At 60.5% G+C, this 23,507-nt stretch carries 16 protein-coding genes, 2 rRNA genes and 6 pseudogenes; 9 read left to right on the forward strand and 15 right to left on the reverse strand.

Going from position 1 to position 23,507, the window contains the following annotated elements; translation table 11 throughout:
* The first annotated feature begins 102 nt into the window (after window positions 1-102).
* Window positions 103-2,981 (forward strand): 23S ribosomal RNA (locus PNAP_RS02050).
* A 167-nt stretch (window positions 2,982-3,148) separates the two neighbouring features.
* Window positions 3,149-3,261: ribosomal RNA gene (gene rrf / locus PNAP_RS02055) — 5S ribosomal RNA — on the forward strand.
* Between the two features lie 128 nt (window positions 3,262-3,389).
* Here the strand turns inward: rrf and PNAP_RS25455 are convergent.
* Window positions 3,390-3,562, reverse strand: a pseudogene (locus tag PNAP_RS25455) (transposase domain-containing protein); the annotation flags it as partial.
* A 2-nt stretch (window positions 3,563-3,564) separates the two neighbouring features.
* Window positions 3,565-3,876: a hypothetical protein gene (locus PNAP_RS02060; protein WP_041376462.1), complete on the reverse strand. Its 312-nt coding sequence runs from the start codon at window positions 3,874-3,876 to the stop codon at window positions 3,565-3,567.
* 197 nt (window positions 3,877-4,073) lie between these two features.
* Here PNAP_RS02060 and PNAP_RS27825 point away from each other — a divergent pair, with 197 nt between their 5' ends.
* Window positions 4,074-6,143, forward strand: coding sequence for a recombinase family protein (locus PNAP_RS27825; RefSeq protein ID WP_011798428.1), 2,070 nt, complete (start codon window positions 4,074-4,076; stop codon window positions 6,141-6,143).
* A gap of 15 nt (window positions 6,144-6,158) precedes the next feature.
* Here PNAP_RS27825 and tnpC (PNAP_RS02070) read toward each other — a convergent pair.
* The 10 genes and pseudogenes from tnpC (PNAP_RS02070) to PNAP_RS02110 form a co-directional block, all read right to left on the reverse strand.
* Window positions 6,159-6,731 (reverse strand): annotated as a pseudogene (tnpC, locus tag PNAP_RS02070) (IS66 family transposase); the annotation flags it as partial.
* Window positions 6,732-6,739: 8 nt separating this feature from the next.
* Window positions 6,740-7,094: pseudogene (locus PNAP_RS24850) on the reverse strand (IS4 family transposase); the annotation flags it as partial.
* 19 nt (window positions 7,095-7,113) lie between these two features.
* Window positions 7,114-8,151 (reverse strand): IS630 family transposase, encoded by a 1,038-nt coding sequence (locus PNAP_RS02075; RefSeq protein WP_011799840.1) that lies wholly within the window; start codon window positions 8,149-8,151, stop codon window positions 7,114-7,116.
* Window positions 8,152-8,188: 37 nt separating this feature from the next.
* Window positions 8,189-8,683, reverse strand: coding sequence for an IS4 family transposase (locus PNAP_RS02080; protein ID WP_011799841.1), 495 nt, complete (start codon window positions 8,681-8,683; stop codon window positions 8,189-8,191).
* Between the two features lie 347 nt (window positions 8,684-9,030).
* Window positions 9,031-10,113 (reverse strand): IS110 family RNA-guided transposase, encoded by a 1,083-nt coding sequence (locus PNAP_RS02085; RefSeq protein WP_011799842.1) that lies wholly within the window; start codon window positions 10,111-10,113, stop codon window positions 9,031-9,033.
* An 80-nt stretch (window positions 10,114-10,193) separates the two neighbouring features.
* Window positions 10,194-10,673, reverse strand: a pseudogene (locus PNAP_RS02090) (IS4/Tn5 family transposase DNA-binding protein); the annotation flags it as partial.
* 70 nt (window positions 10,674-10,743) lie between these two features.
* Window positions 10,744-11,550, reverse strand: a pseudogene (gene tnpC / locus PNAP_RS02095) (IS66 family transposase); the annotation flags it as partial.
* 64 nt (window positions 11,551-11,614) lie between these two features.
* Window positions 11,615-11,902, reverse strand: coding sequence for an IS66 family insertion sequence element accessory protein TnpB (gene tnpB / locus PNAP_RS02100; protein WP_011799845.1), 288 nt, complete (start codon window positions 11,900-11,902; stop codon window positions 11,615-11,617).
* A 41-nt stretch (window positions 11,903-11,943) separates the two neighbouring features.
* Window positions 11,944-12,354, reverse strand: coding sequence for a transposase (locus PNAP_RS02105; RefSeq protein ID WP_011799846.1), 411 nt, complete (start codon window positions 12,352-12,354; stop codon window positions 11,944-11,946).
* 76 nt (window positions 12,355-12,430) lie between these two features.
* Window positions 12,431-13,678, reverse strand: coding sequence for an IS5 family transposase (locus tag PNAP_RS02110; RefSeq protein ID WP_011799847.1), 1,248 nt, complete (start codon window positions 13,676-13,678; stop codon window positions 12,431-12,433).
* Between the two features lie 305 nt (window positions 13,679-13,983).
* Here PNAP_RS02110 and PNAP_RS02115 point away from each other — a divergent pair, with 305 nt between their 5' ends.
* The 3 genes from PNAP_RS02115 (at window position 13,984) to PNAP_RS25460 (ending at window position 17,117) form a co-directional block, all read left to right on the forward strand.
* Window positions 13,984-15,051, forward strand: a complete 1,068-nt coding sequence (locus PNAP_RS02115) for an IS110 family RNA-guided transposase (RefSeq protein WP_011799848.1) — start codon at window positions 13,984-13,986, stop codon at window positions 15,049-15,051.
* A gap of 371 nt (window positions 15,052-15,422) precedes the next feature.
* Window positions 15,423-16,463, forward strand: a complete 1,041-nt coding sequence (locus tag PNAP_RS02120) for an IS110 family RNA-guided transposase (RefSeq protein ID WP_011799849.1) — start codon at window positions 15,423-15,425, stop codon at window positions 16,461-16,463.
* Window positions 16,464-16,694: 231 nt separating this feature from the next.
* A complete protein-coding gene (locus PNAP_RS25460) occupies window positions 16,695-17,117 on the forward strand; it encodes a hypothetical protein (protein WP_408633722.1) in 423 nt (140 codons plus the stop codon).
* Between the two features lie 74 nt (window positions 17,118-17,191).
* On the opposite strand, the pseudogene PNAP_RS25465 reads toward PNAP_RS25460, so the two are convergent.
* From PNAP_RS25465 to PNAP_RS02140, 3 genes and pseudogenes are all read right to left on the reverse strand, one after another.
* Window positions 17,192-18,371 (reverse strand): annotated as a pseudogene (locus PNAP_RS25465) (IS3 family transposase); the annotation flags it as partial.
* A gap of 185 nt (window positions 18,372-18,556) precedes the next feature.
* On the reverse strand, window positions 18,557-19,486 hold the full coding sequence (locus PNAP_RS02135) for an MBL fold metallo-hydrolase (RefSeq protein WP_011799853.1): 930 nt from the start codon (window positions 19,484-19,486) through the stop codon (window positions 18,557-18,559).
* Window positions 19,486-20,256 carry an FFLEELY motif protein gene (locus tag PNAP_RS02140; protein ID WP_011799854.1) on the reverse strand — a complete coding sequence of 257 codons (771 nt, stop codon included), beginning with the start codon at window positions 20,254-20,256 and terminating at the stop codon, window positions 19,486-19,488. Before PNAP_RS02140 ends, PNAP_RS02135 begins: the two co-directional genes overlap by 1 nt.
* 77 nt (window positions 20,257-20,333) lie before the next feature.
* On the opposite strand from PNAP_RS02140, the gene PNAP_RS02145 reads away from it, so the two are divergent.
* Genes PNAP_RS02145 through PNAP_RS02155 form a run of 3 tightly spaced genes read left to right on the forward strand, consistent with a single transcriptional unit; the run spans window position 20,334 to window position 23,420 of the window.
* Window positions 20,334-20,846, forward strand: coding sequence for a hypothetical protein (locus tag PNAP_RS02145; protein ID WP_041376463.1), 513 nt, complete (start codon window positions 20,334-20,336; stop codon window positions 20,844-20,846).
* A 13-nt stretch (window positions 20,847-20,859) separates the two neighbouring features.
* Window positions 20,860-22,485 (forward strand): GMC family oxidoreductase, encoded by a 1,626-nt coding sequence (locus PNAP_RS02150; RefSeq protein WP_011799856.1) that lies wholly within the window; start codon window positions 20,860-20,862, stop codon window positions 22,483-22,485.
* Window positions 22,486-22,511: 26 nt separating this feature from the next.
* Window positions 22,512-23,420 (forward strand): esterase/lipase family protein, encoded by a 909-nt coding sequence (locus PNAP_RS02155; protein WP_011799857.1) that lies wholly within the window; start codon window positions 22,512-22,514, stop codon window positions 23,418-23,420.
* Window positions 23,421-23,507: the final 87 nt, after the last annotated feature.

Genomic DNA, 23,507 nt, shown 5'->3' on the forward strand with positions numbered 1-23,507 from the left:
AATTTCGAGTCAAATCGATAATTGGAAGATACGGCATAACGCGTCTGGTGAAAGACCAGACAATCATTCCTTGAAAATAACTGCGAGAAATCAAAGTTATAGGGTCAAGCGAATAAGAGCACATGGTGGATGCCTTGGCAATGATAGGCGACGAAAGACGTGATAGCCTGCGATAAGCTTCGGGGAGCTGGCAAATTAGCTTTGATCCGGAGATTTCTGAATGGGGAAACCCACCGAAAGGTATCGCATGCTGAATACATAGGCATGCGAGGCGAACCGGGTGAACTGAAACATCTCAGTAGCTCGAGGAAAAGACATCAACCGAGATTCCGAAAGTAGTGGCGAGCGAAATCGGAAAAGCCTGCAAGTGATAGCAGGACTCTTAGCAGAACAGTCTGGAAAGGCTGGCCATAGCGGGTGATAGCCCCGTATGCAAAAAGAGACCTGTGGTACTGAGCTTGCGAAAAGTAGGGCGGGACACGAGAAATCCTGTCTGAATATGGGGGGACCATCCTCCAAGGCTAAATACTCATCATTGACCGATAGTGAACTAGTACCGTGAGGGAAAGGCGAAAAGAACCCCGGGAGGGGAGTGAAATAGATCCTGAAACCGTGTGCTTACAAAAAGTAGGAGCCTCGAAAGGGGTGACTGCGTACCTTTTGTATAATGGGTCAGCGACTTACATTCAGTGGCAAGGTTAACCGAATAGGGAAGCCGTAGAGAAATCGAGTCCGAATAGGGCGTCTAGTCGCTGGGTGTAGACCCGAAACCAAGTGAGCTATCCATGGCCAGGATGAAGGTGCAGTAACATGCACTGGAGGTCCGAACCCACTAGTGTTGCAAAACTAGGGGATGAGCTGTGGATAGGGGTGAAAGGCTAAACAAACTTGGAAATAGCTGGTTCTCTCCGAAAACTATTTAGGTAGTGCCTCAAGTATTACCATCGGGGGTAGAGCACTGTTTTGGCTAGGGGGTCATGGCGACTTACCAAACCAAGGCAAACTCCGAATACCGATGAGTACAGCTTGGGAGACAGAGCACCGGGTGCTAACGTCCGGACTCAAGAGGGAAACAACCCAGACCGCCAGCTAAGGTCCCTAAAATTGGCTAAGTGGGAAACGAAGTGGGAAGGCTATAACAGTCAGGATGTTGGCTTAGAAGCAGCCATCATTTAAAGAAAGCGTAATAGCTCACTGATCGAGTCGTCCTGCGCGGAAGATGTAACGGGGCTAAGCCAGTTACCGAAGCTGCGGATGTGCAATTTATTGCACGTGGTAGGAGAGCGTTCTGTAAGCCTGTGAAGGTGGCGGTGTAAACCCTGCTGGAGGTATCAGAAGTGCGAATGCTGACATGAGTAGCGTTAAAGGGGGTGAAAAGCCCCCTCGCCGTAAGCGCAAGGTTTTCTACGCAACGTTCATCGGCGTAGAGTGAGTCGGCCCCTAAGGCGAGGCAGAGATGCGTAGCTGATGGGAAACAGGTCAATATTCCTGTACCGATGTGTAGTGCGATGTGGGGACGGAGAAGGTTAGCTCAGCCAACTGTTGGATATGTTGGTTCAAGCCTGTAGTCGTGCCTGGTAGGTAAATCCGCCGGGCTTAGATGAGGGGTGATAACGAGGCTGCTTGCAGCCGAAGTGAGTGATACCCTGCTTCCAGGAAAAGCCACTAAGCTTCAGCTACACACGACCGTACCGCAAACCGACACTGGTGCGCGAGATGAGTATTCTAAGGCGCTTGAGAGAACTCAGGAGAAGGAACTCGGCAAATTGACACCGTAACTTCGGAAGAAGGTGTGCCTTTAGTAGGTGAAGTCCCTCGCGGACAGAGCCCAATGAGGTTGCAAAAAATCGGTGGCTGCGACTGTTTATTAAAAACACAGCACTCTGCTAAGACGAAAGTCGACGTATAGGGTGTGACGCCTGCCCGGTGCTGGAAGATTAAATGATGGGGTGCAAGCTCTTGATTGAAGTCCCAGTAAACGGCGGCCGTAACTATAACGGTCCTAAGGTAGCGAAATTCCTTGTCGGGTAAGTTCCGACCTGCACGAATGGCGTAACGATGGCCACACTGTCTCCTCCTGAGACTCAGCGAAGTTGAAATGTTTGTGATGATGCAATCTCCCCGCGGAAAGACGGAAAGACCCCATGAACCTTTACTGTAGCTTTGTATTGGATTTTGAACAGACCTGTGTAGGATAGGTGGGAGGCTTTGAAGTGAGGACGCTAGTTCTCATGGAGCCAACGTTGAAATACCACCCTGGTGTGTTTGAGGTTCTAACCTAGGTCCATTATCTGGATCGGGGACAGTGCATGGTAGGCAGTTTGACTGGGGCGGTCTCCTCCCAAAGTGTAACGGAGGAGTTCGAAGGTACGCTAGTTACGGTCGGACATCGTGACGATAGTGCAATGGCATAAGCGTGCTTAACTGCGAGACTGACAAGTCGAGCAGATGCGAAAGCAGGACATAGTGATCCGGTGGTTCTGTATGGAAGGGCCATCGCTCAACGGATAAAAGGTACTCTGGGGATAACAGGCTGATACCGCCCAAGAGTTCATATCGACGGCGGTGTTTGGCACCTCGATGTCGGCTCATCTCATCCTGGGGCTGTAGCCGGTCCCAAGGGTATGGCTGTTCGCCATTTAAAGAGGTACGTGAGCTGGGTTTAAAACGTCGTGAGACAGTTTGGTCCCTATCTTCCGTGGGCGCTGCAGATTTGAGGAAGCCTGCTCCTAGTACGAGAGGACCGGAGTGGACGAACCTCTGGTGTACCGGTTGTCACGCCAGTGGCATTGCCGGGTAGCTAAGTTCGGAAGAGATAACCGCTGAAAGCATCTAAGCGGGAAACTCGTTTCAAGATTAGATCTGCCGGGGCCTTGAGCCCCCTGAAGAGTCGTTCAAGACCAGGACGTTGATAGGCAGGGTGTGGAAGCGCAGTAATGCGTTAAGCTAACCTGTACTAATTGCTCGAGAGGCTTGACCCTATAACTTTGATTTGTTTGTCCATCAAGCACTTCAAGGCTGTTATGCCAAGACTGACGCATTCAAAAGACACAGTCCCCGCAGACTGTGCAACAATCTAAATTGAAGCTGATTTGCTCTATGAATTCGACGGATTGCTCCGCGTGGAACAATCCGTCAACAAGTTATGCCTGATGACCATAGCAAGTTGGTACCACTCCTTCCCATCCCGAACAGGACAGTGAAACGACTCAGCGCCGATGATAGTGCGGATTCCCGTGTGAAAGTAGGTCATCGTCAGGCTCTTATAGCCCCTGAACAAGCCCGGTTGATCATTAGATTGACCGGGCTTTTTCTTTTGGGGGTGCAGTTTGGAGGTAAGCACCAGGTGAACTCATCGTAAGCCAGCGAACACAGCTTGACGCCAGCGGTCAAGGCTGTGCAGGCTGCCAGCGGTGAGGCAGCAATTCTGCGATCTGGCTGTTCTTTTGCATGGGTAGCCGCATCAAGACATCCTTGAGGTAGGCGTACGGGTCATGCTGGCAGCGGCGCGCTGGCCCGCGCGCAGCGATCCGGCGAACAGCCAGTTCGAGCGGCCTACGGCAATCACCGGGTCATTGTGCCCATGTCGGGCAAGAAGTTGAAGTCTTCTATCGCTGGCATCCGCTGTATGGACGCCGCCTCAAGCGCCAATACAGCGAGCAGCGTGCCAACGGCGAGGTAGTCCACCTGGAGGCGCGACCCGGCGTCGTGATCGTGGTTGCCGCCTGGATGCTCGATGCCGCAGCTTGCGCTCACATGGAACTGGGCGCCCCGCAAGCCTCTGTGGGCGCGCTGGCCGAGCTGCACCTGCTGCTGTCGCAGCGAGGATTTCGGCGAAGCTGCGCGGGTGTTTTCCACACCTGCGAGGAGCGCCATGAGCCATCATGTACCCGGACATCGCCGACGGTTGACGACATCGGCATCACTTCAGCCATCTCCCCCACGCCAGCTGAGCCTGACCCTCGAGTCCCCGGTCCTTCGGGACATGGCCTCGAGCGAACGGGCCGCCGTGGTCGCACGGCTGGCAACGCTGCTGCTGCAGGCAGCCGGCCTTCAAACCGAAAGGAGTGATCATGACGACCTCTGATCTGTTGCCGGCCGCAGTGCTGCGTCGCAAAGCTGTCGTCTATGTGCGCCAGTCAACTCAGTCACAAGTGCAGACCAACCTGGAGAGCCAGCGCCGGCAGTACGACCTGGTGGCGCAAGCTCGCCGCCTCGGATTTGCGCAGGTGGAAGTCATCGACGATGACCTCGGCCGTTCCGCCAGCGGTATGGTGGACCGACCGGGCTTTGAGCGGCTCGTGGCCTGGTTGTGCGCTGGCGAAGTCGGCGCCGTCTTGTGCTTCGACGCCTCCCGGCTTGCCCGCAATGGACGTGACTGGCACCACCTGCTGGAGCTGTGTGGCCTGGTCGAGGCACGGGTCATTGACCCGGACGGCGTGTACGACCCGTGCCGGCCCAACGACCGTCTGCTGCTGGGCATGAAGGGCAGTATCAGCGAGTTCGAGCTCGGCGTGATCAGGGCAAGGATGTTCGAAGCGGCTCGTGCCAAGGCGCATCGCGGTGAATTGCGCATCAGTGTCCCCATCGGCTACGTCTGGCACCGGCAGATCGGGTTGGGGTTGGATCCGGACATGCGCCTGCAGGAGACGATCCGGTTGATCTTCGCGCGCTTTCGCACGCTCGGCAGCGCCAGGCAGGTGATGCTTTCCCTTGCGGCAGACGATGTCCATTTCCCACGGCCCTCGGACGGCAAGAAGATGGTGAGCTTTGACTGGACGCCGATCCGCTACCGCAACGTGATCTCGATACTCAAGAATCCCTTCTATGCCGGCGTCTATGCATACGGCAAGAGTGAGAAGCGTACGACGCTCGTGCAAGGGCGACTTCGCAAGACCTACAAGCATGGCAAGCCGCTCGATCGGTGGGACGTGATGATCAAGGATCATCACGAAGCCTACATCGACTGGGCCGAGTTCGAACGTAATCAAAAGCAGCTTGCCGTCAATGCCTACGGTAAAGTCGATGGAACGAAGTCCGGGCGCGGTGGCCGGGCGTTGCTCGCGGGAATGCTGTGCTGCGGGCGTTGTGGGCGGCGCCTGACGGTGGCGTATACGGGGCGCGGGGTGCCTCAACCGGTGTACCGATGTGACCGCCCCAATCTTCAGCTCGCTCAGCCGAGATGCTTCACGTTTGGCGCACGCCGACCCGACGAAGCGATTGCCCGGGAGCTGCTGCGCGCTGTGGAGCCCTTGGCCGTCGAGGCGGCATTGCAGGCTGAGCGGAGGTATATGCAAGTTCAAGCGGACCAGCGACGAATCGTGGAGCTGGAGTTGCAGCAGGCCCGTTACGAGGCTGGTTTGGCAGAGCGCCGCTACGCGGCCTGTGACCCAGACCATCGCTTGATTGCCGCACAACTGGAGAAGAGCTGGGAGGCTGCTTTGCAGCGCGTGCTCGCCTGTGAGCAGCGCTTGAACGTGGCCCGGCAGGTGCAGTCCTCTGCCAGGCCCGACTTGACCGGCTTGGAGGAAGATCTCGCGGCCGCGTGGGATGCGCCGGGCGTGACCATGCGCGCGCGCCAGCAGTTGCTGCGCACACTCGTCAAGGACATCGTTGCCGATGTCGACGACCAGGCCCGCGAGGTCGTGCTGACGATTCACTGGCGCGGAGGCCAGCATTCGCAGGTGAGGGTCGTCAAGCCACGCACAGGCGAGCACGGCTGCCGCACGCCCGATGAAGCCCTGGCCGTCATGCGCAGCATGGCAGGCAAGTGGTCTGACGAGCACATCGCCGCGACGCTCAATCGCATGGGACTGCCCACGGGCCAGGCCAAGACGTGGACCGCGCATCGCGTGAGCTCCGTGCGCAGGGTCAACGACATCCATGCGTACCGCTCGGCCGAGAAGGACGGGCAGTGGTTGACCATGTCAGAAGCGGCTGCCAAGCTCGGGGTCAACAACCACCGCATTCGGCGCCTGATCAAGGAGGGATTGCTGCCGGCCGAACAGGTGGTGCCGCGGGCGCCGTATCAGATTCGGGCCAGCGACCTGCTCGAGCAGCGGGTGATTGACGCCATCGCGCGAACACTCAGCCCGTGTCGGGCCGTCAGCGAGAAGCAGATGTCAATGTTTTCAAGCACTTAACGAAGAGGGGCATTATGAACACGCCATTGCCACGGGCCGGATTTGGTTTTCCACCCAGTTGTTGTCGATCGGTAATTGCCCGTCATCCAGGAAACGCATGAGCGCGCCCCAGCGCCTGAGGCTGTAATCGAGTGCCTTGGCCGTGGCTGAGCCGTCCAGTATCTGGCTGCGCTCAAGCACCATCCATTGGTGCAGCGCATCGGCCAGCGGTTTTGACCGGGCCTGGCGGATGCGTTGGCGTTCATCCGCGCGCAGGGTTTTGACCTCGCGCTCGATCTCGTAGAGCTGGGCGATGTAGTGCAGCGCTTGAGCGGCAATCTGGCTCTGGTGATTGACATGCAACTCGAAGAGGTGACGTCTGGCGTGCGCCATGCAGCCGGACTCCATGATGCCCTGCGTGAACAGCTGCTTGTAGGCCACGTAATCGTCGCACACCAGCGTGCCTTGCCAAGCACCCAGAAAGCCTCTGGCATGCGCGCCCGCGCGGCTCTCGCAAAAGTCATGGACCACGGCCTTCAAATCTTCAAAGGCGCCCGGCGCGTAGGCCCAGAGATAAGCCCGGTGCGTTTTGCCATTGCCGGGTTTGAGCCATCCCATTACACACAGATTTCCGTTTCGCTGAAGACCCTGGCGTAGCGGGCACCTTCCACGAAGACGGCAATCTCCTGCAGGCCCAACCATAGCGTTCTGGCACCGGGCTCACCATCGCCTTTTCGCCCCACAAACCCGCCGCGCCGGGCAATCAGCCGGATGACTTCGTTGAGTCCTGGCATCTTTTTCGGTATCGGCTTTTTGTTCAGGATGTACGCCGCGCGCCACTCGTCGGGCTCAAACACCAGTTCGGCATCGAGCTCGGGCATCGAGCTCGGGCACCGTGCGCCCCAGCCGCATCAAGCGGTTGATGCGCCAGGCAATGACCAGGTAGATCGCCAGCGCTGACTCCAGCCTATTGATCCGGCCCGATGAAGTATTAAGCGGCATAGCGAACACGCCGATCCTGAAAGTAGGCGATAACTCGCTCAGGCGTGCGCTCGAGCAGAGCCATGTGCTCGTTGGCGGCATCGCGTAATTTGGCTTTGCTGCGCGCCGGTACGCGTTTGCCCATCTCCTGCTTCAGATCCGCATTGAGGCGTTCCTCCGGATTGAGCTGAGGGCTGTAGCTGGGCAGATAAAACAGCTCAATTTCGTCCCTGTGGTTAGCCACCCAGGCCTTGACGATTTTGCTGTGATGAACCCGCAGGTTGTCCAGTATCAAAAATACCTTTTTGCCCGCATCCTTGACCAGTGCCCGCAGGAATTCGATGAGCTTGTCCGCGTCAAACGCATCGTCAATGATCATCCAGCGGGTTTTCCCCTGGTTAGTCACCGTGGCAATCATCGAGAGCTTTTGCCGGGTGCCTCCCACGGTTCTGGCCACCGGTGTCTTTCCAGCAGGCGCAAAGCTTCTACCGCGCACATCGGTGTTCACCAGCGCCGTCTCGTCACCCCAATGGATTTCAGCGCCTTCCTGGCGGGCGCGTTGCTCTATCGCCGGGTACTCGCCTTCGAGCCAGGCCTGCACCGCTTCAGGGCTTTGTTCGTAGGCTCGCCTGATGGGCTTTTGGGGCGTAAAACCCCAGCGGGCCAGGTACTTGCCAACGCTGCGCACCTGCAGCTCGATGCCGTACTCCTGCTCGATGAGCTGGCCTACGGCCGCCCGGCTCCACAGGAAAAAATCCATCTTGAGCTGCTCAGGGCGTTGATCGATGATGCTGCGCTGAAGGCTGTCCTCCTGAGCCTGGCTCAGGGTGCGCCCCAGACCTTGAGTGCGCCCACGCAAGGCCGGTCGTATTGCTGGCCAGCCGCCCTCATCGAACAGGTCGATGCACCTGCGCACAGCCGGGTAGCTCAAACCCGTCATGGAGACAATTTGCATGACGCCCATTGCCCTTTTATGCAGTCTCACGACTTGCTTGCGCCGCTCGTGAAGCTGCTCCAGCGTCTGCTTTCTTGCATTTTCTTTTTCCATCTTTCTTCGATAGAGAAAATTCAGTAAAGTTCATACTTCATTGGGCCGGATCAATATCTTTGTCGCTCAGCTGCAGCCGCTCGACTCGGCAGCCCTCCTTGAGAATCAAGAAAAACAGCTCAATTTCCCAGCGCGAGCGGTACCAGTCGATCAGCTCGCTGGCCTGTTCCAGTGTGCTGGCCACGCGGTTGCTCAGCAGCCGCCAGACCACGGGCTTGACGCCTGCCGGGGCGTTGACCTCCGAGGCCACCAGGCAGCTGACCTCGATGGCCCCTTTGGCCTTGTCGCTCAGCTGGACGCGCTCAATGCGGATGTCCTGCTCGACCGTGCGGCTCTTTCGGCCTCGTCCGGCTGGCAGCATGAAGCGGATGCGCCCGACTGGCGGTTGCGCCATCACCTTGTCCCACAGCTTGCCGCCGCTTGGCAGCACCCGGTTGTGCTGACTGCGCACCAAGTAGTCAGCCGGGTAGCCCAGATCGCGCGCCTTGACCATCATCTCCAGCATGTCCGACTCGCGGTCGCCGATGCACACATGGCGTGTGCCAGGCAGCTCTTGTGCGCTTTCAGCGATTCGCTCGTATCATATATGGACTCCCCCACAACGGCAAGAGGCTGACCGATAGTTTGGCTTGTGGGGAAGCGCCTGCAGTCGTATATCCGGCATCGATGGTGGGCTCTGTCGTGGCCCGTGCCGACATGGAATCTGCGTCACCGATGCGCCAGTCGATACGAGCGGCAGGCAAGCTGCCGGAAGAGTTATCGGCGTCTATCGGTGTGGGGTGAACCCGGTTGGCCATGGTGGTCGATCAATCTCGTCGCAAGCGTGGATGGGTGTTGGGTTTCTTTTCCTGGTGACGGGTTGTTTTGGATGTTGGCTGTTCAGGCCGGCATCACAAAGCTCTCCCTGTTGATCTTCTTGTTCAGCCGCTGGCCTTCATCAAACGGCTCCTTGTCTCTGAGCGTGGCATAGCAAATCCGCGCCAGCTTGTTGGCCAGCGCACAAGCCGCCTTGTTGTGGTTGCCCCTGGTCTGCACATCCAGCGCCCAACGGCGCACACCACAAACTTCTTTGCCGGAACCCTCAGCCACCTTGGCGGCACGCAGCACACTTCTGGCCCCGTGAGTGAGCAGCATTCGTAGATAGCGATCTCCCTTCTTGGAAATGCGCCCCAGGTAACGGCTATTGCCCGAGCTGTACTCCTTGGGCGTCAAGCCAAACCAACTGGAGAAATGCCGTGCGTCCTTGAAGTGACTGACATCGCCAGATGTAGCCGCCACCATTGCAGTGGCCGTGAGCAAGCCAATGCCTGGTATCGAGAGCAGCGTGGTGCATGCCGGGCACAGCCTGGCCAGGGATGCCAGTTCGCGCTCCAGTTGAGCAATGCGAGCTTCGAGCAGGCGTATTTCTTCAATCAGCAATTTGGCTGTCCCCCGAATCAGATCGGGCACCGCAGTATGGGGGTCAGCCAGCACCCGACTGATGGCTTCGATGCCAGTGCGCGCGCCTACGGGAATCGCAATGCCAAACTCCCGGCAAAAACCACGCAAGGCATTGATGCGCGAGGTACGCGTTCCCATCCACAAGCTGCGGATGCGGTGCATGCCTTGCAGTGCCTGTTGCTCGACTGACTTGATTCGTACCGGGCGAATATCCGACGCCCGGGCGGCTTCGAGCAGCGCCGCTGCATCGGCAGCATCGGTCTTGTTGCGTTTGACATAGGCACGGACGTACTGGGCTGGGAGTAGTCGAACCTCAATGCCCAGACCATTGAGCCAGCGTGCCCAGTGGAGGGCCGAGCCGCAGGCTTCCATGATGACCAGACTCACATCCCGGTTGACGAACCAGCGCTCGAACTGGGTACGCGTAAGGCGGTGTGTTTCCACGACCCGCCAAGACGCATCGGCGACGGCGAGCTGGAAAACGGACTTTGCAAGATCGACGGCAACGGTAGTAGCATTCATGTCGGACTCCTTTTGTTTAAAGACCTGATCTCCACGCCAATGAAAACCAGAGCGCCAATGTGGCGCAAAAAACAGGGGGAGTCCATCCCATCAATCCAGCGGGTGCTTTCGCACGGCCCGCCGCGTTTGCCGTCTGCTGCCTTGAATTCGCGCGCCCACGTCCAGGCATTGAATACGCCCAGCGGCTCACGCTCGGGACTCACGACATAGGTGGGGTGCAAATACAGCCCGCGCTGGGCCTCGTAGTTCAAGGGCCCCAGACCTGCGATGTCCTGTCCGTGGTAGTCCAGCTCGGTCGTGTCCTGAAGGCACAGCACCACTTGGTGCTGTGCCATGCGCGCCTGGCTGGCCTGCAAGTGGGGCGCGAGCACCTTGTCCCAGCTCACCTCTTCGTTGCGCAAAAACCGGTAAGCCGCTGCCGTTTCTGCCCAGCTCTGGCAGGCGCCGGGAATGCTGGCCGAGGGCTTTTGCCCCAGTCGCTCTGCCAGCAGCACGGCGCGCCGGTTCAGGCGCTCATCGCCCAGCTCGATTGTCTTGAACTCTTCCTCGCCCCAGCCCATTGTTGGTTCCTTGACCGTTTAACTTCACCAAACCCCAAGTCTATCGGCTCGACTATGTGTGTAATGGGATGGGTTTGAGCATCTGCACCGGCGTCTCGTCAGCATGCAGCACCGCATGGCTGAGGAGTTCTGCCTTCAAGGCATCGACCAGGGGTTGGAGCTGAACGCCGCACATGCCCACCCAGGCGCCCAGCGTGGAGCGGGCAATGGCCAAGCCGGCGCGTCCAAAGATGCTTTCTTGCCTGTATAGCGGCAGGTGGTCCGCGTACTTGGCCACCAACACCTGCGCCAGCAGCCCGGCCGTGGGAATCCCCTTGTCGATCACCTGCGCGGGCACCGGCGCCTGGGTCAAGCTCTGGCATTTAGCGCAGGCCCACTTGCCCCGCACGTGGCGCTCGACTGTGAACACGCCAGGGGTGTAGTCGAGCTTTTCGCTGACATCTTCCCCAATGCGTTTGAGCGTGCAGCCGCAGCCTGGGGTGGCGCACAGGTCTGAATCCGGTTCGTGGTGAATCTCCACCCGTGGCAGCCCGGGCGGCAGCCGGGCGCGTTTAGGCGGGCCGGTCTGGGCAGCTGCGCGGGGCGTGGGCGCCAGCTGCTCGAGCTCCACTTCGATGGCGGCGATGTCCGCATCGATGGTCTCATCGAGCAAGCTGAGCTGCGCCGGGTCCAGCCGCTCGCCGCTGCGCCCGAACCTCCAGCGTTTGAGGACCGCCATCTCGTGCGTGAGCTGGTCAATCTTGGCCTGGCGGTATTTGAGCTCGCCGTCCTTGGCGGCAATGGCCTGCTCGCGCTGGGCCACCTGAGCGATGAGTTCTGCGGCCAGCGCGCGCAGCTGCTCGGCGCTCAAGCTGTCCAGGTGCTGTGCATTGACCATGGCAGCAGCTTGCCCGGCCTTTTGCAGCCAGGCCATTGGCAGATGCCCCAATTGCACAGCCGCTTCAGGTGATCGTGATAATGCCCGCCTCGCCCATGCGCTGCCAAGGCAGGCCCAGCACCAGCGCGTCGAGCTGCTCGCGTCCCAGCCTGCAATTGGCAGTGTTCTGCGAAGGCCAGATGAACTTGCCCTGGTGCAGCCGGCGCGCGGCCAGCCAGATGCCGATTCCATCATGGACCAGCACCTTCATGCGGTTGGCCCGCTTGTTGGCGAACAGATACGCGGTATGCGGGTGGGCAGCGCCAAAGACGGCCACCACCCGCGCCAGCGCGGTGTCGGTGCCCGCGCGCATGTCCAGGGGTTAGGTAGCCAGCCAGGCCGCATCGATGCGGATCATTTGACAAGCGCAGCCGTCCAGCTCGCCAACTCGGCTGCCGCGCTGACGGGCCAGGTCACGACCATCGACAGCGCGCCCCGGCGCAGCTCTACCTTGATCTCCCGGGTTTCGGGCTGCTGCGCGGGCGCGGGCAGCTGCAAGGGGATGAACGCGACAAGAGGAGAAGCTGTCTCAGGGGCAGCAGCAGCGGCAGGACTGTGGACTGCCAGCTGGTGACGCCCGCTGCGGTGATGCTCCTTGAGCCAGCGGTGCAGCACGTTGGCGTTCATTGCATGCTGCCCGGCCAAGGCGGCAATCGAAACGCCGAGCTGCCCACAGGCGGCCACCAGTTCGGCTTTGAACTGTGCCGTGTAGGTGCGGTGGGTGCGCCGTGTCGAATATCTCGAAGTCTCTGAGTTCTTGAGCATGGTGTGCACGATCGATTTGCGTGCACGCGATCTTGCGAGACTCAGGGCATCTATTCAACATGAGTTCGCTGGCTGTTTACGGAGCACAGGGAATTTTTAGTTTATTGATGATCAGGCGAAGGTTATGGCCTGCGCCGCACAACACGGCATGCAAGGCGTCACCCAGCTCACCTTTGAGTGGATTTCGGGCCAGCCGGCCGTCCGTTTTCATGTGGCCGATGGTTGGCTCAATGTCGCTTCGCCGCTTGATCATCGCCTTCATGGTTCGGGTGATGCTCCGGCGCTGGCCTGAGCGCAGAATCTGCACCCCGTCGACCTGCGCGCCCCGGTAACCCTTGTCCACGATGGCAATGCCGGGTCTTTTCTCGGCGAGGATTTCGACCTGCTCGATGGTTTCATCGAGCGTGTGCCCGTCGTACGGATTGCCCGGCATGCTGCGCATCCCGACCACCAGGCCTTCCCTGAGGGTGCTGGCAATGCTGACCTTGACGCCAAACTCGTAGGGCGTCCTGGCCTTGCCTTTCGAGATGCACTCTGCCTCCGGTGCGTGCAGCGCGTACAGTTTGTTTTTGTCTTTGGTTCTTTGATTCAGGATGCGGCCCACGCGGTGCAGCAGATCCCGCGCCTTGGACTGCGTCTGCTCTGGCAATTGGCCCAACTTGCGCATGACTTCGCGGTACACGCGGGCCACCCGGACTCGCAGGGCTTTGAGCATTTTCCTCATGCGCTTGAATTGCCTGGCATGCGCGTAGCGGCCGATTTGCGCGGCCATGCGCGGCGCCTGCCGGTTGTAGTTCTGGCGCAATTGCAAATGGTGTTCATCGGCGAGCTTGACCAGGTGTTGGCGGCTTTTCTCCAGCAATCGGCTGTCGGTGGTATCGACGATGACTTGGTTCAGGCTGCTTTTTTTGATCAGGCCTGCTGCGCGGGCTGCCTCGATGGTGACGGCGAGCAACACCTCAACGCCTTCTTCACCGATGCGCTTTCGCCAGCGCGTCAGGCTGGAGGGGTCGATGGGCAGCTCGGTCTGCAGATAGGTTTCACCGCAAAAGTATTGCCAGTAGGGGTTTTCCAGCCAGGTCGCCACCACCGCTTTATCGCTGGCGTCGTTGGCATGCTGCAGATACAGGAGCCCCGCGACCAGGCGAGGGCGCAATGCAGGGCGTCCCCGGCTTGACGTGAAGTGGGCGCCAAAGCTGCGTTCGATCTCCTCCCAGTTCATCAGGCTGGCCAGGCGAATCAAGGGGTGGCTCATCTTGAGCTGCTCGTCCAGGCGGGGGCGGGGCAACTCGCCCGTCTGGGGTGCGCGCGGTCTGGGTTCCATCAAAACCTCGTCGAAATTTGCAAGAAATCAAATGCGGGGTATTTATTTTCTTGCAAATTCAGCCCTCACAAATCCGTAAATTCCCCAGATAGATCAAGGGCTTGCGAGTTTTTCAGATGGTATGGACGTCCCCACCTTTACCGATGCCAAGCTGTCGAGGAGATCGAACCCAATGATGGGGAGCCCCGCAGCCACGGCATCGATGTGAATACGAGGGACTTCCCACTTCCTGGTTACGGCATCAAAGTGCCAAGATTGAAGTGCTGGAAAGTCAATCTGCAACCACTATTGGAAGGAGAAGTCCCATGAGCAACATTACACGAGTCGGCGTTGATTTGGCCAAGAATGTTTTCCAGGTTCACGCTGTGGATGCCAGTGGCAACGTGGTCACTAACCGGATGCTCAAGCGTGACCGATTTCTGGCATGGTGTTGCGATCTGCCGCCCGGCTGCCTGGTCGCGATGGAAGCTTGCAGTGGCGCCCATCACTGGTGTCGGCAACTCCGCGATCGAGGCCTGGACGCCAGGATGATTGCAGCCCAGTTCGTTGCGCCGTACCGTATTCAGGGCAAGAGCGGCAAGAACGATGCCAACGATGCAGCAGCGATTTGCGAGGCGGCCTCAAGACCGCACATGAATTTCGTGCCGCCCAAGACCCTTGCTCAGCAAGGCATGCTGTGCGTGCATCGCCTGCGTGAAGGGCTCAAACAAGAGCGCACTGCCTGCATCAACCGAATCCGAGGTTTGCTGGCCGAGTTTGGCATCGTTCTGCCTCAAAGCCCACAGGTGCTGCGACAACACTTGAGTGACCTGATTGAGGATGCTGGCAATGACATCGCCGGCATGGCACGGCTGGTTCTGCAAAGAGCGCAAGAGCACTGGCGAGAAATCGAAGAGCACGTCCAGTGGTGCGACCAGCGCATTGCCGCTCATCAGAAGGACGATGAGCAGGTCCAGCGCGCAGCAGAGCTCAAGGGCATTGGACCCGTCACCGCCTCAGCGGTCGTGGCGACGGTGGGCGACTTCAAGCAGTTCAAGAACGCAGCGCAGTTCGGCGCCTGGCTGGGGCTGACACCGAAGCAAAACTCCAGCGGAGGCAAGTCAAGTCTGAGCAGCATCACCAAACGGGGCAGCAATTACTTGCGCGGCTTGCTGATTCAGGGCGCCAAGTCAGTCGTTTTGGTTGGCAAGCACAACGACGATCCCATCTCACAGTGGGCGCAGCGCCTTCGCGAGCGATGTGGGTGGCAAAAAGCCGTCGTGGCCTTGGCCAACAAGAACGCCCGGATTTTGTGGGCCGTCATGACGAAGGAAAAGCGCTATGACGCCTTTCACGTCAGCATCCCACCTTCAGCCATTGCCGCCACAGCGTAAGACGATATGTGAGACATCGCACGACTGTATTGACCTCTGAACCTTTTTCTTGCCAGACGTGAAATCGCAGATGCTTTGAGCAGGTCAGACCGGTAGCAGGCAAGCTCGATACTTTGGCTGTGGGCCGTAGGCACCACGAAGTGTGAATGGAGCCCTGCTGCGCGGTTGGTATCTGGGGCCGCACCGCCAAGTGCAGCAAGCCCGCCTGTAGATGTGCAAGTCTGTTCCTCGTTTGAAGCCAGCCGGTTTGCGTCAGCCGCAAGGAATACCGTTTTCAAGAAGAAATTTCAAACCGGCCCTTGACTGGCTGGGAAGTCCCTGTAGCCAAAGTAGAGATTCGTCGTCACCACTTGGAAACTGGAGGCTCCATCATGAAGATTACCGCACAACTGCCCGTCGTTGGAATGGACATTGCCAAGAATGTGTTTCAGATTCATGCCGTTGATCCGGAAACAGGCGAGATCGAGCGCATCAAGCTCAAGCGCGCCAAGGTGGCCGAGTTCTTCGCCAACCGCCAGCCCTGCCTGGTTGCCCTGGAGGCTTGCGGCGGAGCCCACCACTGGGGACGAACGCTGGCAGCCCAGGGCCACCAAGTCAAGCTGCTGCCAGCCAGACAGGTCAAGGCCTTCGTGCTGCGTGACAAGACCGATGCGCGCGATGCCCAGGCGATCTGGGTCGCGGCCCAGCAGCCGCACATCCATGAGGTGCCCGTCAAGAGCGAGCCGCAGCAGGCTTGCCTGGCCCTGCACCGCATGCGCGCCCAGCTGATGAAGATGCGCATCATGCAAACCAACGCCCTGCGTGGGTTGCTCTGCGAGTTCGGCATCGTGCTGCCCGAAGGCCATCGCATCTTGCTGCAGCGCATTCCCGGTGAACTGGCCCAGGCGCAGGACAAGCTGCCTGGCGTGCTCATCGAGAGCATGCAGGAGCAGCTCAGCCGCATTGAGCGGCTGCAGCAAGACATCGATCACATCGACAGGCGCCTGGCAGCGCTGGGCAAACAAGACCAGCATATGCTGGCCTTGCAGGCGGTGCCGGGCATTGGCCCTCTCACGGCCACGGCCTTGGCGGCCACAGCCACCGACATCTCCGGCTTTCACTCGGGCCGGCAGTTTGCCGCATGGCTGGGCTTGACGCCCAGGCAGAGCGGCACGGGCGGCAAGATCCGCCAGCTGGGCATCTCCAAGCGAGGCGATCCATATGTGCGAACGCTGCTGATGCACGGGGCCAGGGCCATTATTGCCAGGACGCAGCGAACAGGCTGGATCACCGCGCTGCTGGCCCGCAGGCCCTACAGCGTGGTGGTCGCGGCCTTGGCCAACAAGCTGGCGCGCACCGCCTGGGCGGTGCTGACCAAAGGCAAGGCCTTTGATCAGCTCAGATGGAATCCGGCCGCTGCGGTGGCTGCCTGAGCAGTTCCACCACTGTGGTTAACAACGCGGCGATGATGCAAATGTTTTGAAGGAGAGCCAGGCAAAAAGCAAAGTGATGGGTCAACAGGTCATACCGGGACAGGAGCACTCCGATAGTCCGCATGGGCACAAAGCCCGATATTCAGATGGGAGCCTTGTCCGCGAATGCCATCCGGGCCAGCAGGAAAACAAGCCTGCACAAACAGGCCGCATATAAGACTGCAACCTCCGTTGAACCTTTACTCTGCCAATGCTTGCTTTCTGGGGGGCGTCCATATAAGCGCGGACTACTTCACTAACCACCCGGCTGACACGCCGCGCATAACGCTGGTGCGCGCGATCAAGGCCCGCTGGGCATGCGAACAGGCGCATCAGCAACTCAAGGACGAACTTGGCCTGGACCATTACGAGGGCAGATCCTGGCTAGGACTGCACCATCACGCGCTGCTGAGCATGATCGCATTTGGCTATTTGCAGCACCGACGCCTGGCGAGTGCTTTACAGGCGGGGAAAAAAACCGGCATCCAATGCACCGGATCCCCCGCCACAGCCGTCATTGCCGGCGGTACGCCGCGCCATCATCGCCATGCTTCATCCCGTGATTTACGTTCGGTGCCCTCACTGCAGCGCCACGATAGACCTGCGTCGGCGTGAGTGACATGGCAGAGTAGTGCTAATCGGACTTCATCGAACGCAGTGCCTGTGGAGCGCAGCGCCATTGGGAGGCTCTGTGCGGCGCCATATTTGTCCACGATCATGGCGCCACCCCCTTGAGCACGCTGGTACACCACATCGGGTGTCAGATTCTTCAGCGCTTGATGCGGGCGTTCACCGTTGTAAAACGTGAAGTATTGCGTCAAGCCGATCAGTAACTCGCCCATTGCGCTATAGCCCTTGAGGTACACGTCCTCGTGCTTGACGCTGCGCCAGAGCCGCTCGACAAAAATATTGTCCAACGCTCTACCTCGACCGTCCATGCTGATGATGACGCCCTCGCGTTTGAGCACACTGGTGAAGGCCTCACTGGTGAACTGCGAGCCCTGGTCGGTGTTGAAGACTTCAGGCTTGCCGTGAATGCGCAAAGCCTCCTCCAGACAGTCCACGCAGAACACCGTCTCCATGCTGTTACTGATGCGCCAGCTCAACACCCGCCGGGAGTACCAGTCGATGACCGCCACCAGATAGGCAAAGCCGCGGGCCAGCCGGATGTAAGTGATGTCGGTGCTCCAGACCTGGTTGGGCCGACTGATCGCCACGCCGCGCAGCAGGTACGGGTACACCTTGTGCTGCGGGTGCGCCCGGCTGGTATTGGGGCCGGGCGCCATGCCCGCCAGGCCCAGCGAGCGCATCAGGCGCTGTGCCCATTTGCGGTTGACGCTGTGGCCGCAGCGCCCCAGATGCACCACCATCTTGCGGCTCCCGTAAAACGGATGGCGGGTGTACTCCTCGTCAATCAGACGCAAGAGCAACTCATCGTCCTGAACGATCCGCTTGGGCTTTCGCCGCGCGTACAGCGCGGCGCGTGAGATGCCTGCCAGGACGCATTGGCGGCTCAATGCAATCGTTGCACCAGCTTGGCTGTCAATCCAGGCGCCCAGGCGTGGCGCATCATGGCAGGCTGATCCCGGACTTTTTTTTGAGCCAGTCCAGCTCCATTTTCAGGCGTCCGATTTCGCCATACAGCCGCTCCGGCGCACTGTGCGCGGCCACCGGCTGTGGTCCGCGTTTGCCCTCGAACAGCGTGCCGGCCTGCTCCTGGATTTCCTTCTTCCACTGGCTGACCTGTACCGGATGAACTCCGAAGTCCTGAGCAATCTCATTGATCGTCTTGACTCCCCGCAAGGCTTCCAGTTCGACCTTCGCCTTGAACTCCGGCAGGTGGACTTTGCGTTTCTTCGTTTCACTCATGATTTCCCATTTCTTGCGACAGTGTCCTGCTTAAACTGCCGTCTCAAATCCGGGGTCCACTTTAGTCTGGAAAGCAATGCAGTGTTCGACCCGGCAAGGTTGGCACCCAGCCCGGCTTGACCAAAAAGCTTGACAAAAAACATAGAACCTTTAACAAACTGCCGATAATGCTTGGAATGACGCATTTAACGGGCGAACCCGGGGCGAATATATTCGCCTTCCTTTGTGGCTACGCCAGCGGCAAGCAGTTCGGCGTACAACTGGCCTACCCAGACAGCCATCGGAACCTCCCGAAAAAAGCGAACTCTGATTTGCTCAAAATACGGCGTTGTCACCGTCCATTGGGTGAATTCATCAATCAACTGCCGTTGAACTTCAAGCAGCTTGAAGACGAGCAGGGCTTTCACCGCATGACGGGCATGCTTGACGGGGTTGGCGATAAAAAAATCCAGGCGCTGACGTGCTTTGGCGAGTATCTCGGGCGTGTACATGAAAACCCGTCCATGCCCCGGGATGACGGTGGCAGGATTGAGCCGTTCGATCAAGTCCAGCGTTGCCGCCACCTCGGCAAAGGCGTCGCTTCCCTCAAGCTCGGGAAACACCACGCCGAAACCGTTTTCCCACAAGGCATCGGCTGAAATCAGCATTCTGGTTTCGGGCTCGAAGAAAACAAGCGAATGAGGGTCATGCCCGGCTGCCGCATGAACCTGCCATTGAGCCGCGCCAAACCGTAGGTTTGTTCCGGGCTGAAGCGTTTGATCGAAGCCGAATCGCGGGCATTGCTGACCCGTGGGCACATAGCTGAGCGCTGCCGCATCCCATTGCGCGACCTGCTGCGCGTGTCCGGGCGGAATCAGGGTCTGGAGCGCCGGGTAGCGCGCCTGCAAGGCCGCGTTGCCGCCGCAATGGTCGCTGTGCAAATGGGTGTTGACGAGCACATCCAATGAACGATTGCCCAGGACACCTTCGACCAGCGACAGCGTCTGTGCGGAATGCGTGCAGTAGCCGCTGTCAACCAGCACGCTGTGATCGCCATCGGCAAACAGGATGTTGTTGGCTGAAAGCCAGCCCCGTTCGAAGACATGCATGCCGGATGGCAAAGAGCTTGCAGCCATCAGAAGGACGTTGCGTTGTTGAATTCAGGCGGGCTGCCCGCTGCCAGCAAATGGGCCAGCCGGGTCTCGCAGGCGGCCGCCTCGTCGTCAAACAGGGCGCGTATCCATTCGGATTCGCGCTGGCGGAGCAGCGTGAGGAACTCGTCCGCGCCGCCCATCCTGGCAAAGGCGTCAAAGCCGGTTTCCAGGAATTGCTGAAGGGAATCAAGGCCAGCGGCGGCAGCGGGGCGGCGCATCATCCTGAGCAAGGTTCTCAGCCCGAGCGTGCGCGTCAGGCGGCCGAGCGACTGGCCGAGCTGCAGCACCACCTCAAGCTGGTGCTGGCGCGCGGCCCGGTCTCCCAGTTGGCGCCAGCAGCGGACATAGCGCGCCGGTTCACTGCTTTTGGGGGTGGTCGAGGCGTCTGCGATCCAGGCGCGCGCCATCAGGTCGTCCAGCGTTTCGGTCAGCGCATGGATCTCGGCGAGCGCGGCCGCCGTGTTCACGACGGACTGCGGAAACAGCCGGGCGATGGTGTCGGCAATGCGGGCAAACTGCTGGTCGCGGCTGGCGTAGTCCTTGTCGCTGTACAGCTCCTGAAGGAAGAAGGCGGCGGCCGTTTTGTAGCGCGGGCTGTGCAGCAGGTCGGCGTAGGTGGCCTGGAAGCGGCGCGCCTGAAAACGCTTGACCTCGGCGCCGGCCCGCGCCAGGGCCGGCTGGCTGGCGTGCTGCTGCCGAAGCTGCGACACGGCTTGCAGCGCGTCCCGGATTGTTTGTGCTGAAGTGTCCATACAGGCCCAAAGTGTAGCCAGCGCCGCTAGGGATGGTTCTCTATCGAAACCGCCGCGCCCATGCGAAACTTCGCGCCATGCAACGACGAACATTGCTCGCCCTGAGCCTGGCATCGGCTGGCGTGCTGGCGCTTGCCGGCGGCGCTGCCAGCGGGCTGCTGCAGCCGGGCCTGGACGCTGGCGGGCGCTTGTCCGCTGCGGGGCGCGACGTGTTTTCGGCCGTGGGCCGGGCGGTGCTGGACAAGAGCCTGCCGCAGGAGGCGGGTGCGCGCCAGAGGGCGCTCGCTGGCCTGCTCGACCGGGTCGATGCGCTGGTACAGGCGCTGGCGCCGCACGCGCAGGCCGAGCTGTCGCAACTGCTGTCGGTGCTGGCCAGCGCGCCGGGGCGGCATGCGCTGGCAGGCCTGGGCCAGCCCTGGGCGCAGGCGCCGGTGGCCGATCTGCAGCAGGCGCTCCAGGGCATGCGGCTGTCCGCGCTGGCTCTGCGCCAGCAGGCGTATGCGGCCTTGCACGACATTGCGACCGGGGCGTATTTTGCCGATCCCGCCACCTGGCCCCTGCTGGGCTATCCCGGCCCGCTGGACCTCTGAGCCGGAAAGCCCCATGAGCCGATTGAACGACCCAATCAAGGACGGCCTGCAGCGCGGCTGGAAAGTCTCGGGCGGCGCCCTGGGGCCGATTCCAGAAAAAATCGTCTGCGATGTCGCCATCATCGGCAGTGGCGCGGGCGCGGGCATCACGGCCGAACTGCTGGCCAAGGCCGGGCTGCAGGTGGTGGTGATTGAAGAGGGCCCGCTCAAGAGCAGCAGCGACTTCAACCAGAAGGAGTCCGAAGCCTATCCTTCGCTGTACCAGGAAAGCGCGGCGCGCAAGACCGAAGACAAGGCGATCAACATCCTGCAGGGCCGCTGCGTCGGGGGCTCGACGACGGTGAACTGGACCAGCTCCTTTCGAACGCCGCCGGCCACGCTCCAGTTTTGGCAGGACCAGTTTGGACTGGGCAGCTACACCGCCGAGGCGCTGGCGCCTTATTTCGCCCAGGCCGAGCGGCGGCTGAACATTGCGCCGTGGCCGGTGGCGCCCAACGAAAACAATGAACTGCTGCGCCGTGGCGCCGTCAAGCTCGGGATTCCCGCCGCGTCCATCGCGCGCAACGTCAAGGGCTGCTGGAATCTGGGCTCGTGCGGACTGGGCTGCCCGACCAACGCCAAGCAGTCGATGCTGGTCACGACGATTCCGGCCGCGCTGGACCTGGGCGCGCAACTGCTGACCGAAACCCGGGCCGAGCGCTTCGAACTGGCCAACGGCAGGGTGACGGCGCTGGTGTGCCGAAATGTAGAGCCAAATGGGGCTTTTGCGCAATATGGACGGGCGCAAACAGCTATTAAAATAATAGCAAAACATTATGTGCTGGCCGGCGGCGCCATCAACTCGCCCGCCGTGCTGCTGCGCTCTGGCGCGCCCGACCCGCATGGCCGGCTGGGAGTGCGGACCTTTTTGCACCCGGTGCTCATGTCTTCCGGCATCTTTGCGCAACAAGTCGCGGCCTGGAGCGGCGCGCCGCAGTCGATCTACAGCGACCATTTTCTGCAAACCCAGCCGATGGACGGCCCCATGGGCTACAAGCTGGAGGCGCCGCCGCTGCATCCGCTGATTTTTGCGTCCACCGTGCCGGGCTTTGGCGAAGGGCAGCATGCGCTGCTGAAGGCTTTTGCGCACAACCACACCTTGCTGGCGCTGCTGCGCGACGGCTTTCACGATGAAGCGCCCGGTGGCAAGGTCAGGCTGCGCGGTGACGGCTCGGCCGTGCTCGATTACCCGCTGAGCGACTACGTCATGGACGGCGGCCGCCGGGCGCTGCTGTCGATGATGCAGATCCAGTTCGCGGCCGGGGCGCAGCAGGTGCTGCCGCTGCACGAAATGGCCGCGCCCTACAGCTCCTGGGTGCAGGCACGGGCTGCCGTCATGGCGCTGCCGATGAAGCCGCGCCTGGTGAAAATCGTCAGCGCGCATGTGATGGGCGGCTGCGGTCTGGCCGCCACCGAAGCGCAGGGCGTGACGCGGCCTGACGGCCTGCATTGGCAACTGGACAATCTCTCGATTCACGACGGCTCGCTGTTCCCGACCAGCATAGGCGCCAATCCGCAGCTGTCGGTGTATGGCATGGTCAACCGCCTGGCGCAGGGACTGGCCAAAACGCTGACCGGCCGGGATGTGGCGCTGGCCTGAACGGGCAGGGCCGCCCGCTGATTTGTATGCTGGCATCGCTGCAACGGCTCATCACCCTGTCGATCATCGCTGCGGCGGTTGGCTGGCTGCTGTACTTCGGCCGTGGCTCGCCGGTTCTGGGTTTTGCGGGTTTCATGGCGATTGCGCTTGCCTACTCTGTGTTTCTTGCTATCGAATTCATACTGGTCAAGCAGGTGAACAAGGGCGATCCGGTGCCCCAGCCCAGCTGGCGCGAACTGCTGGCCGCCTGGCTGGGCGAAAGCGTGACCGCGCCCCGGGTTTTCTGCTGGCGCCAGCCCTTCCGCCCGAATGCCGTGCCGGACCAGCTCGGACCGCCAGCGCGGGTGCGGGGCCGCCGGGGTGTGGTGTTCGTGCATGGGTTCTTTTGCAACCGGGGCCTGTGGACGCCCTGGCTCAAGCGCCTGCAGGGCAGTGGCCGGGCCTTCGTGGCCGTCAACCTGGAGCCGCTGCTGGGCTCGATTGACGACTATGCGCCGCAGATTGACGACGCGGTCCGGCGCGTGACCGAGGCCACCGGACAGCCGCCGCTGCTGGTCTGCCACAGCATGGGCGGCCTGGCGGTCCGGGCCTGGCTCAAGCTGATGCAGGCCGAGGCGCGCGTGCACCATGTGGTGACGATTGGCACGCCGCACCGGGGCACCTGGCTGGCGCGTTTTGGCCAGGGCCACAATGGCCGTCAGATGCGCCTGCTGTCGGACTGGCAGGCGCAGCTGGACCATGGCATGCCTGCCGGCCGCCATGCGCTGTTTACCTGCTGGTATTCGAATTGCGACAACATCGTGTTCCCGGCATCGACCGCGACGCTGCCGGGCGCCCGCAACCGGCTGGTTCGCGGCGCGGCGCATGTGCAGCTGGCGTTTGTGCCACGGGTCATGCAGGCAACGCTGGCCTTGCTGGACGAGCGCCCGGCTTGAATGGCCTGCGTGTGTCGATGTGTGCGGTTGACGCGTCAGTGCTGTCCGGCAAAGCGCTCATTGAGTCCGTGGCTAACTCATAAATCT

The sequence above is a fragment of the Polaromonas naphthalenivorans CJ2 genome (genome assembly GCF_000015505.1).
Classification (GTDB): Bacteria; Pseudomonadota; Gammaproteobacteria; order Burkholderiales; family Burkholderiaceae_C; genus Polaromonas; species Polaromonas naphthalenivorans.

Coding starts and splice junctions, on each gene's coding strand:
- PNAP_RS02155 (WP_011799857.1), top strand. CDS start 22,512: ATGCTGGCATCGCTGCAACGGCTCATCACCCTGTCGATCATCGCTGCG.
- PNAP_RS02115 (WP_011799848.1), top strand. CDS start 13,984: ATGAGCAACATTACACGAGTCGGCGTTGATTTGGCCAAGAATGTTTTC.
- PNAP_RS02085 (WP_011799842.1), bottom strand. CDS start 10,113: ATGAATGCTACTACCGTTGCCGTCGATCTTGCAAAGTCCGTTTTCCAG.
- PNAP_RS02110 (WP_011799847.1), bottom strand. CDS start 13,678: ATGGAACCCAGACCGCGCGCACCCCAGACGGGCGAGTTGCCCCGCCCC.
- PNAP_RS02145 (WP_041376463.1), top strand. CDS start 20,334: ATGCAACGACGAACATTGCTCGCCCTGAGCCTGGCATCGGCTGGCGTG.
- PNAP_RS02120 (WP_011799849.1), top strand. CDS start 15,423: ATGAAGATTACCGCACAACTGCCCGTCGTTGGAATGGACATTGCCAAG.
- PNAP_RS02135 (WP_011799853.1), bottom strand. CDS start 19,486: ATGGCTGCAAGCTCTTTGCCATCCGGCATGCATGTCTTCGAACGGGGC.
- PNAP_RS02075 (WP_011799840.1), bottom strand. CDS start 8,151: ATGGAAAAAGAAAATGCAAGAAAGCAGACGCTGGAGCAGCTTCACGAG.
- tnpB (WP_011799845.1), bottom strand. CDS start 11,902: ATGCGCGCGGGCACCGACACCGCGCTGGCGCGGGTGGTGGCCGTCTTT.
- PNAP_RS27825 (WP_011798428.1), top strand. CDS start 4,074: ATGACGACCTCTGATCTGTTGCCGGCCGCAGTGCTGCGTCGCAAAGCT.
- PNAP_RS02140 (WP_011799854.1), bottom strand. CDS start 20,256: ATGGACACTTCAGCACAAACAATCCGGGACGCGCTGCAAGCCGTGTCG.
- PNAP_RS02060 (WP_041376462.1), bottom strand. CDS start 3,876: ATGGCGCTCCTCGCAGGTGTGGAAAACACCCGCGCAGCTTCGCCGAAA.
- PNAP_RS02150 (WP_011799856.1), top strand. CDS start 20,860: ATGAGCCGATTGAACGACCCAATCAAGGACGGCCTGCAGCGCGGCTGG.
- PNAP_RS02105 (WP_011799846.1), bottom strand. CDS start 12,354: ATGCTCAAGAACTCAGAGACTTCGAGATATTCGACACGGCGCACCCAC.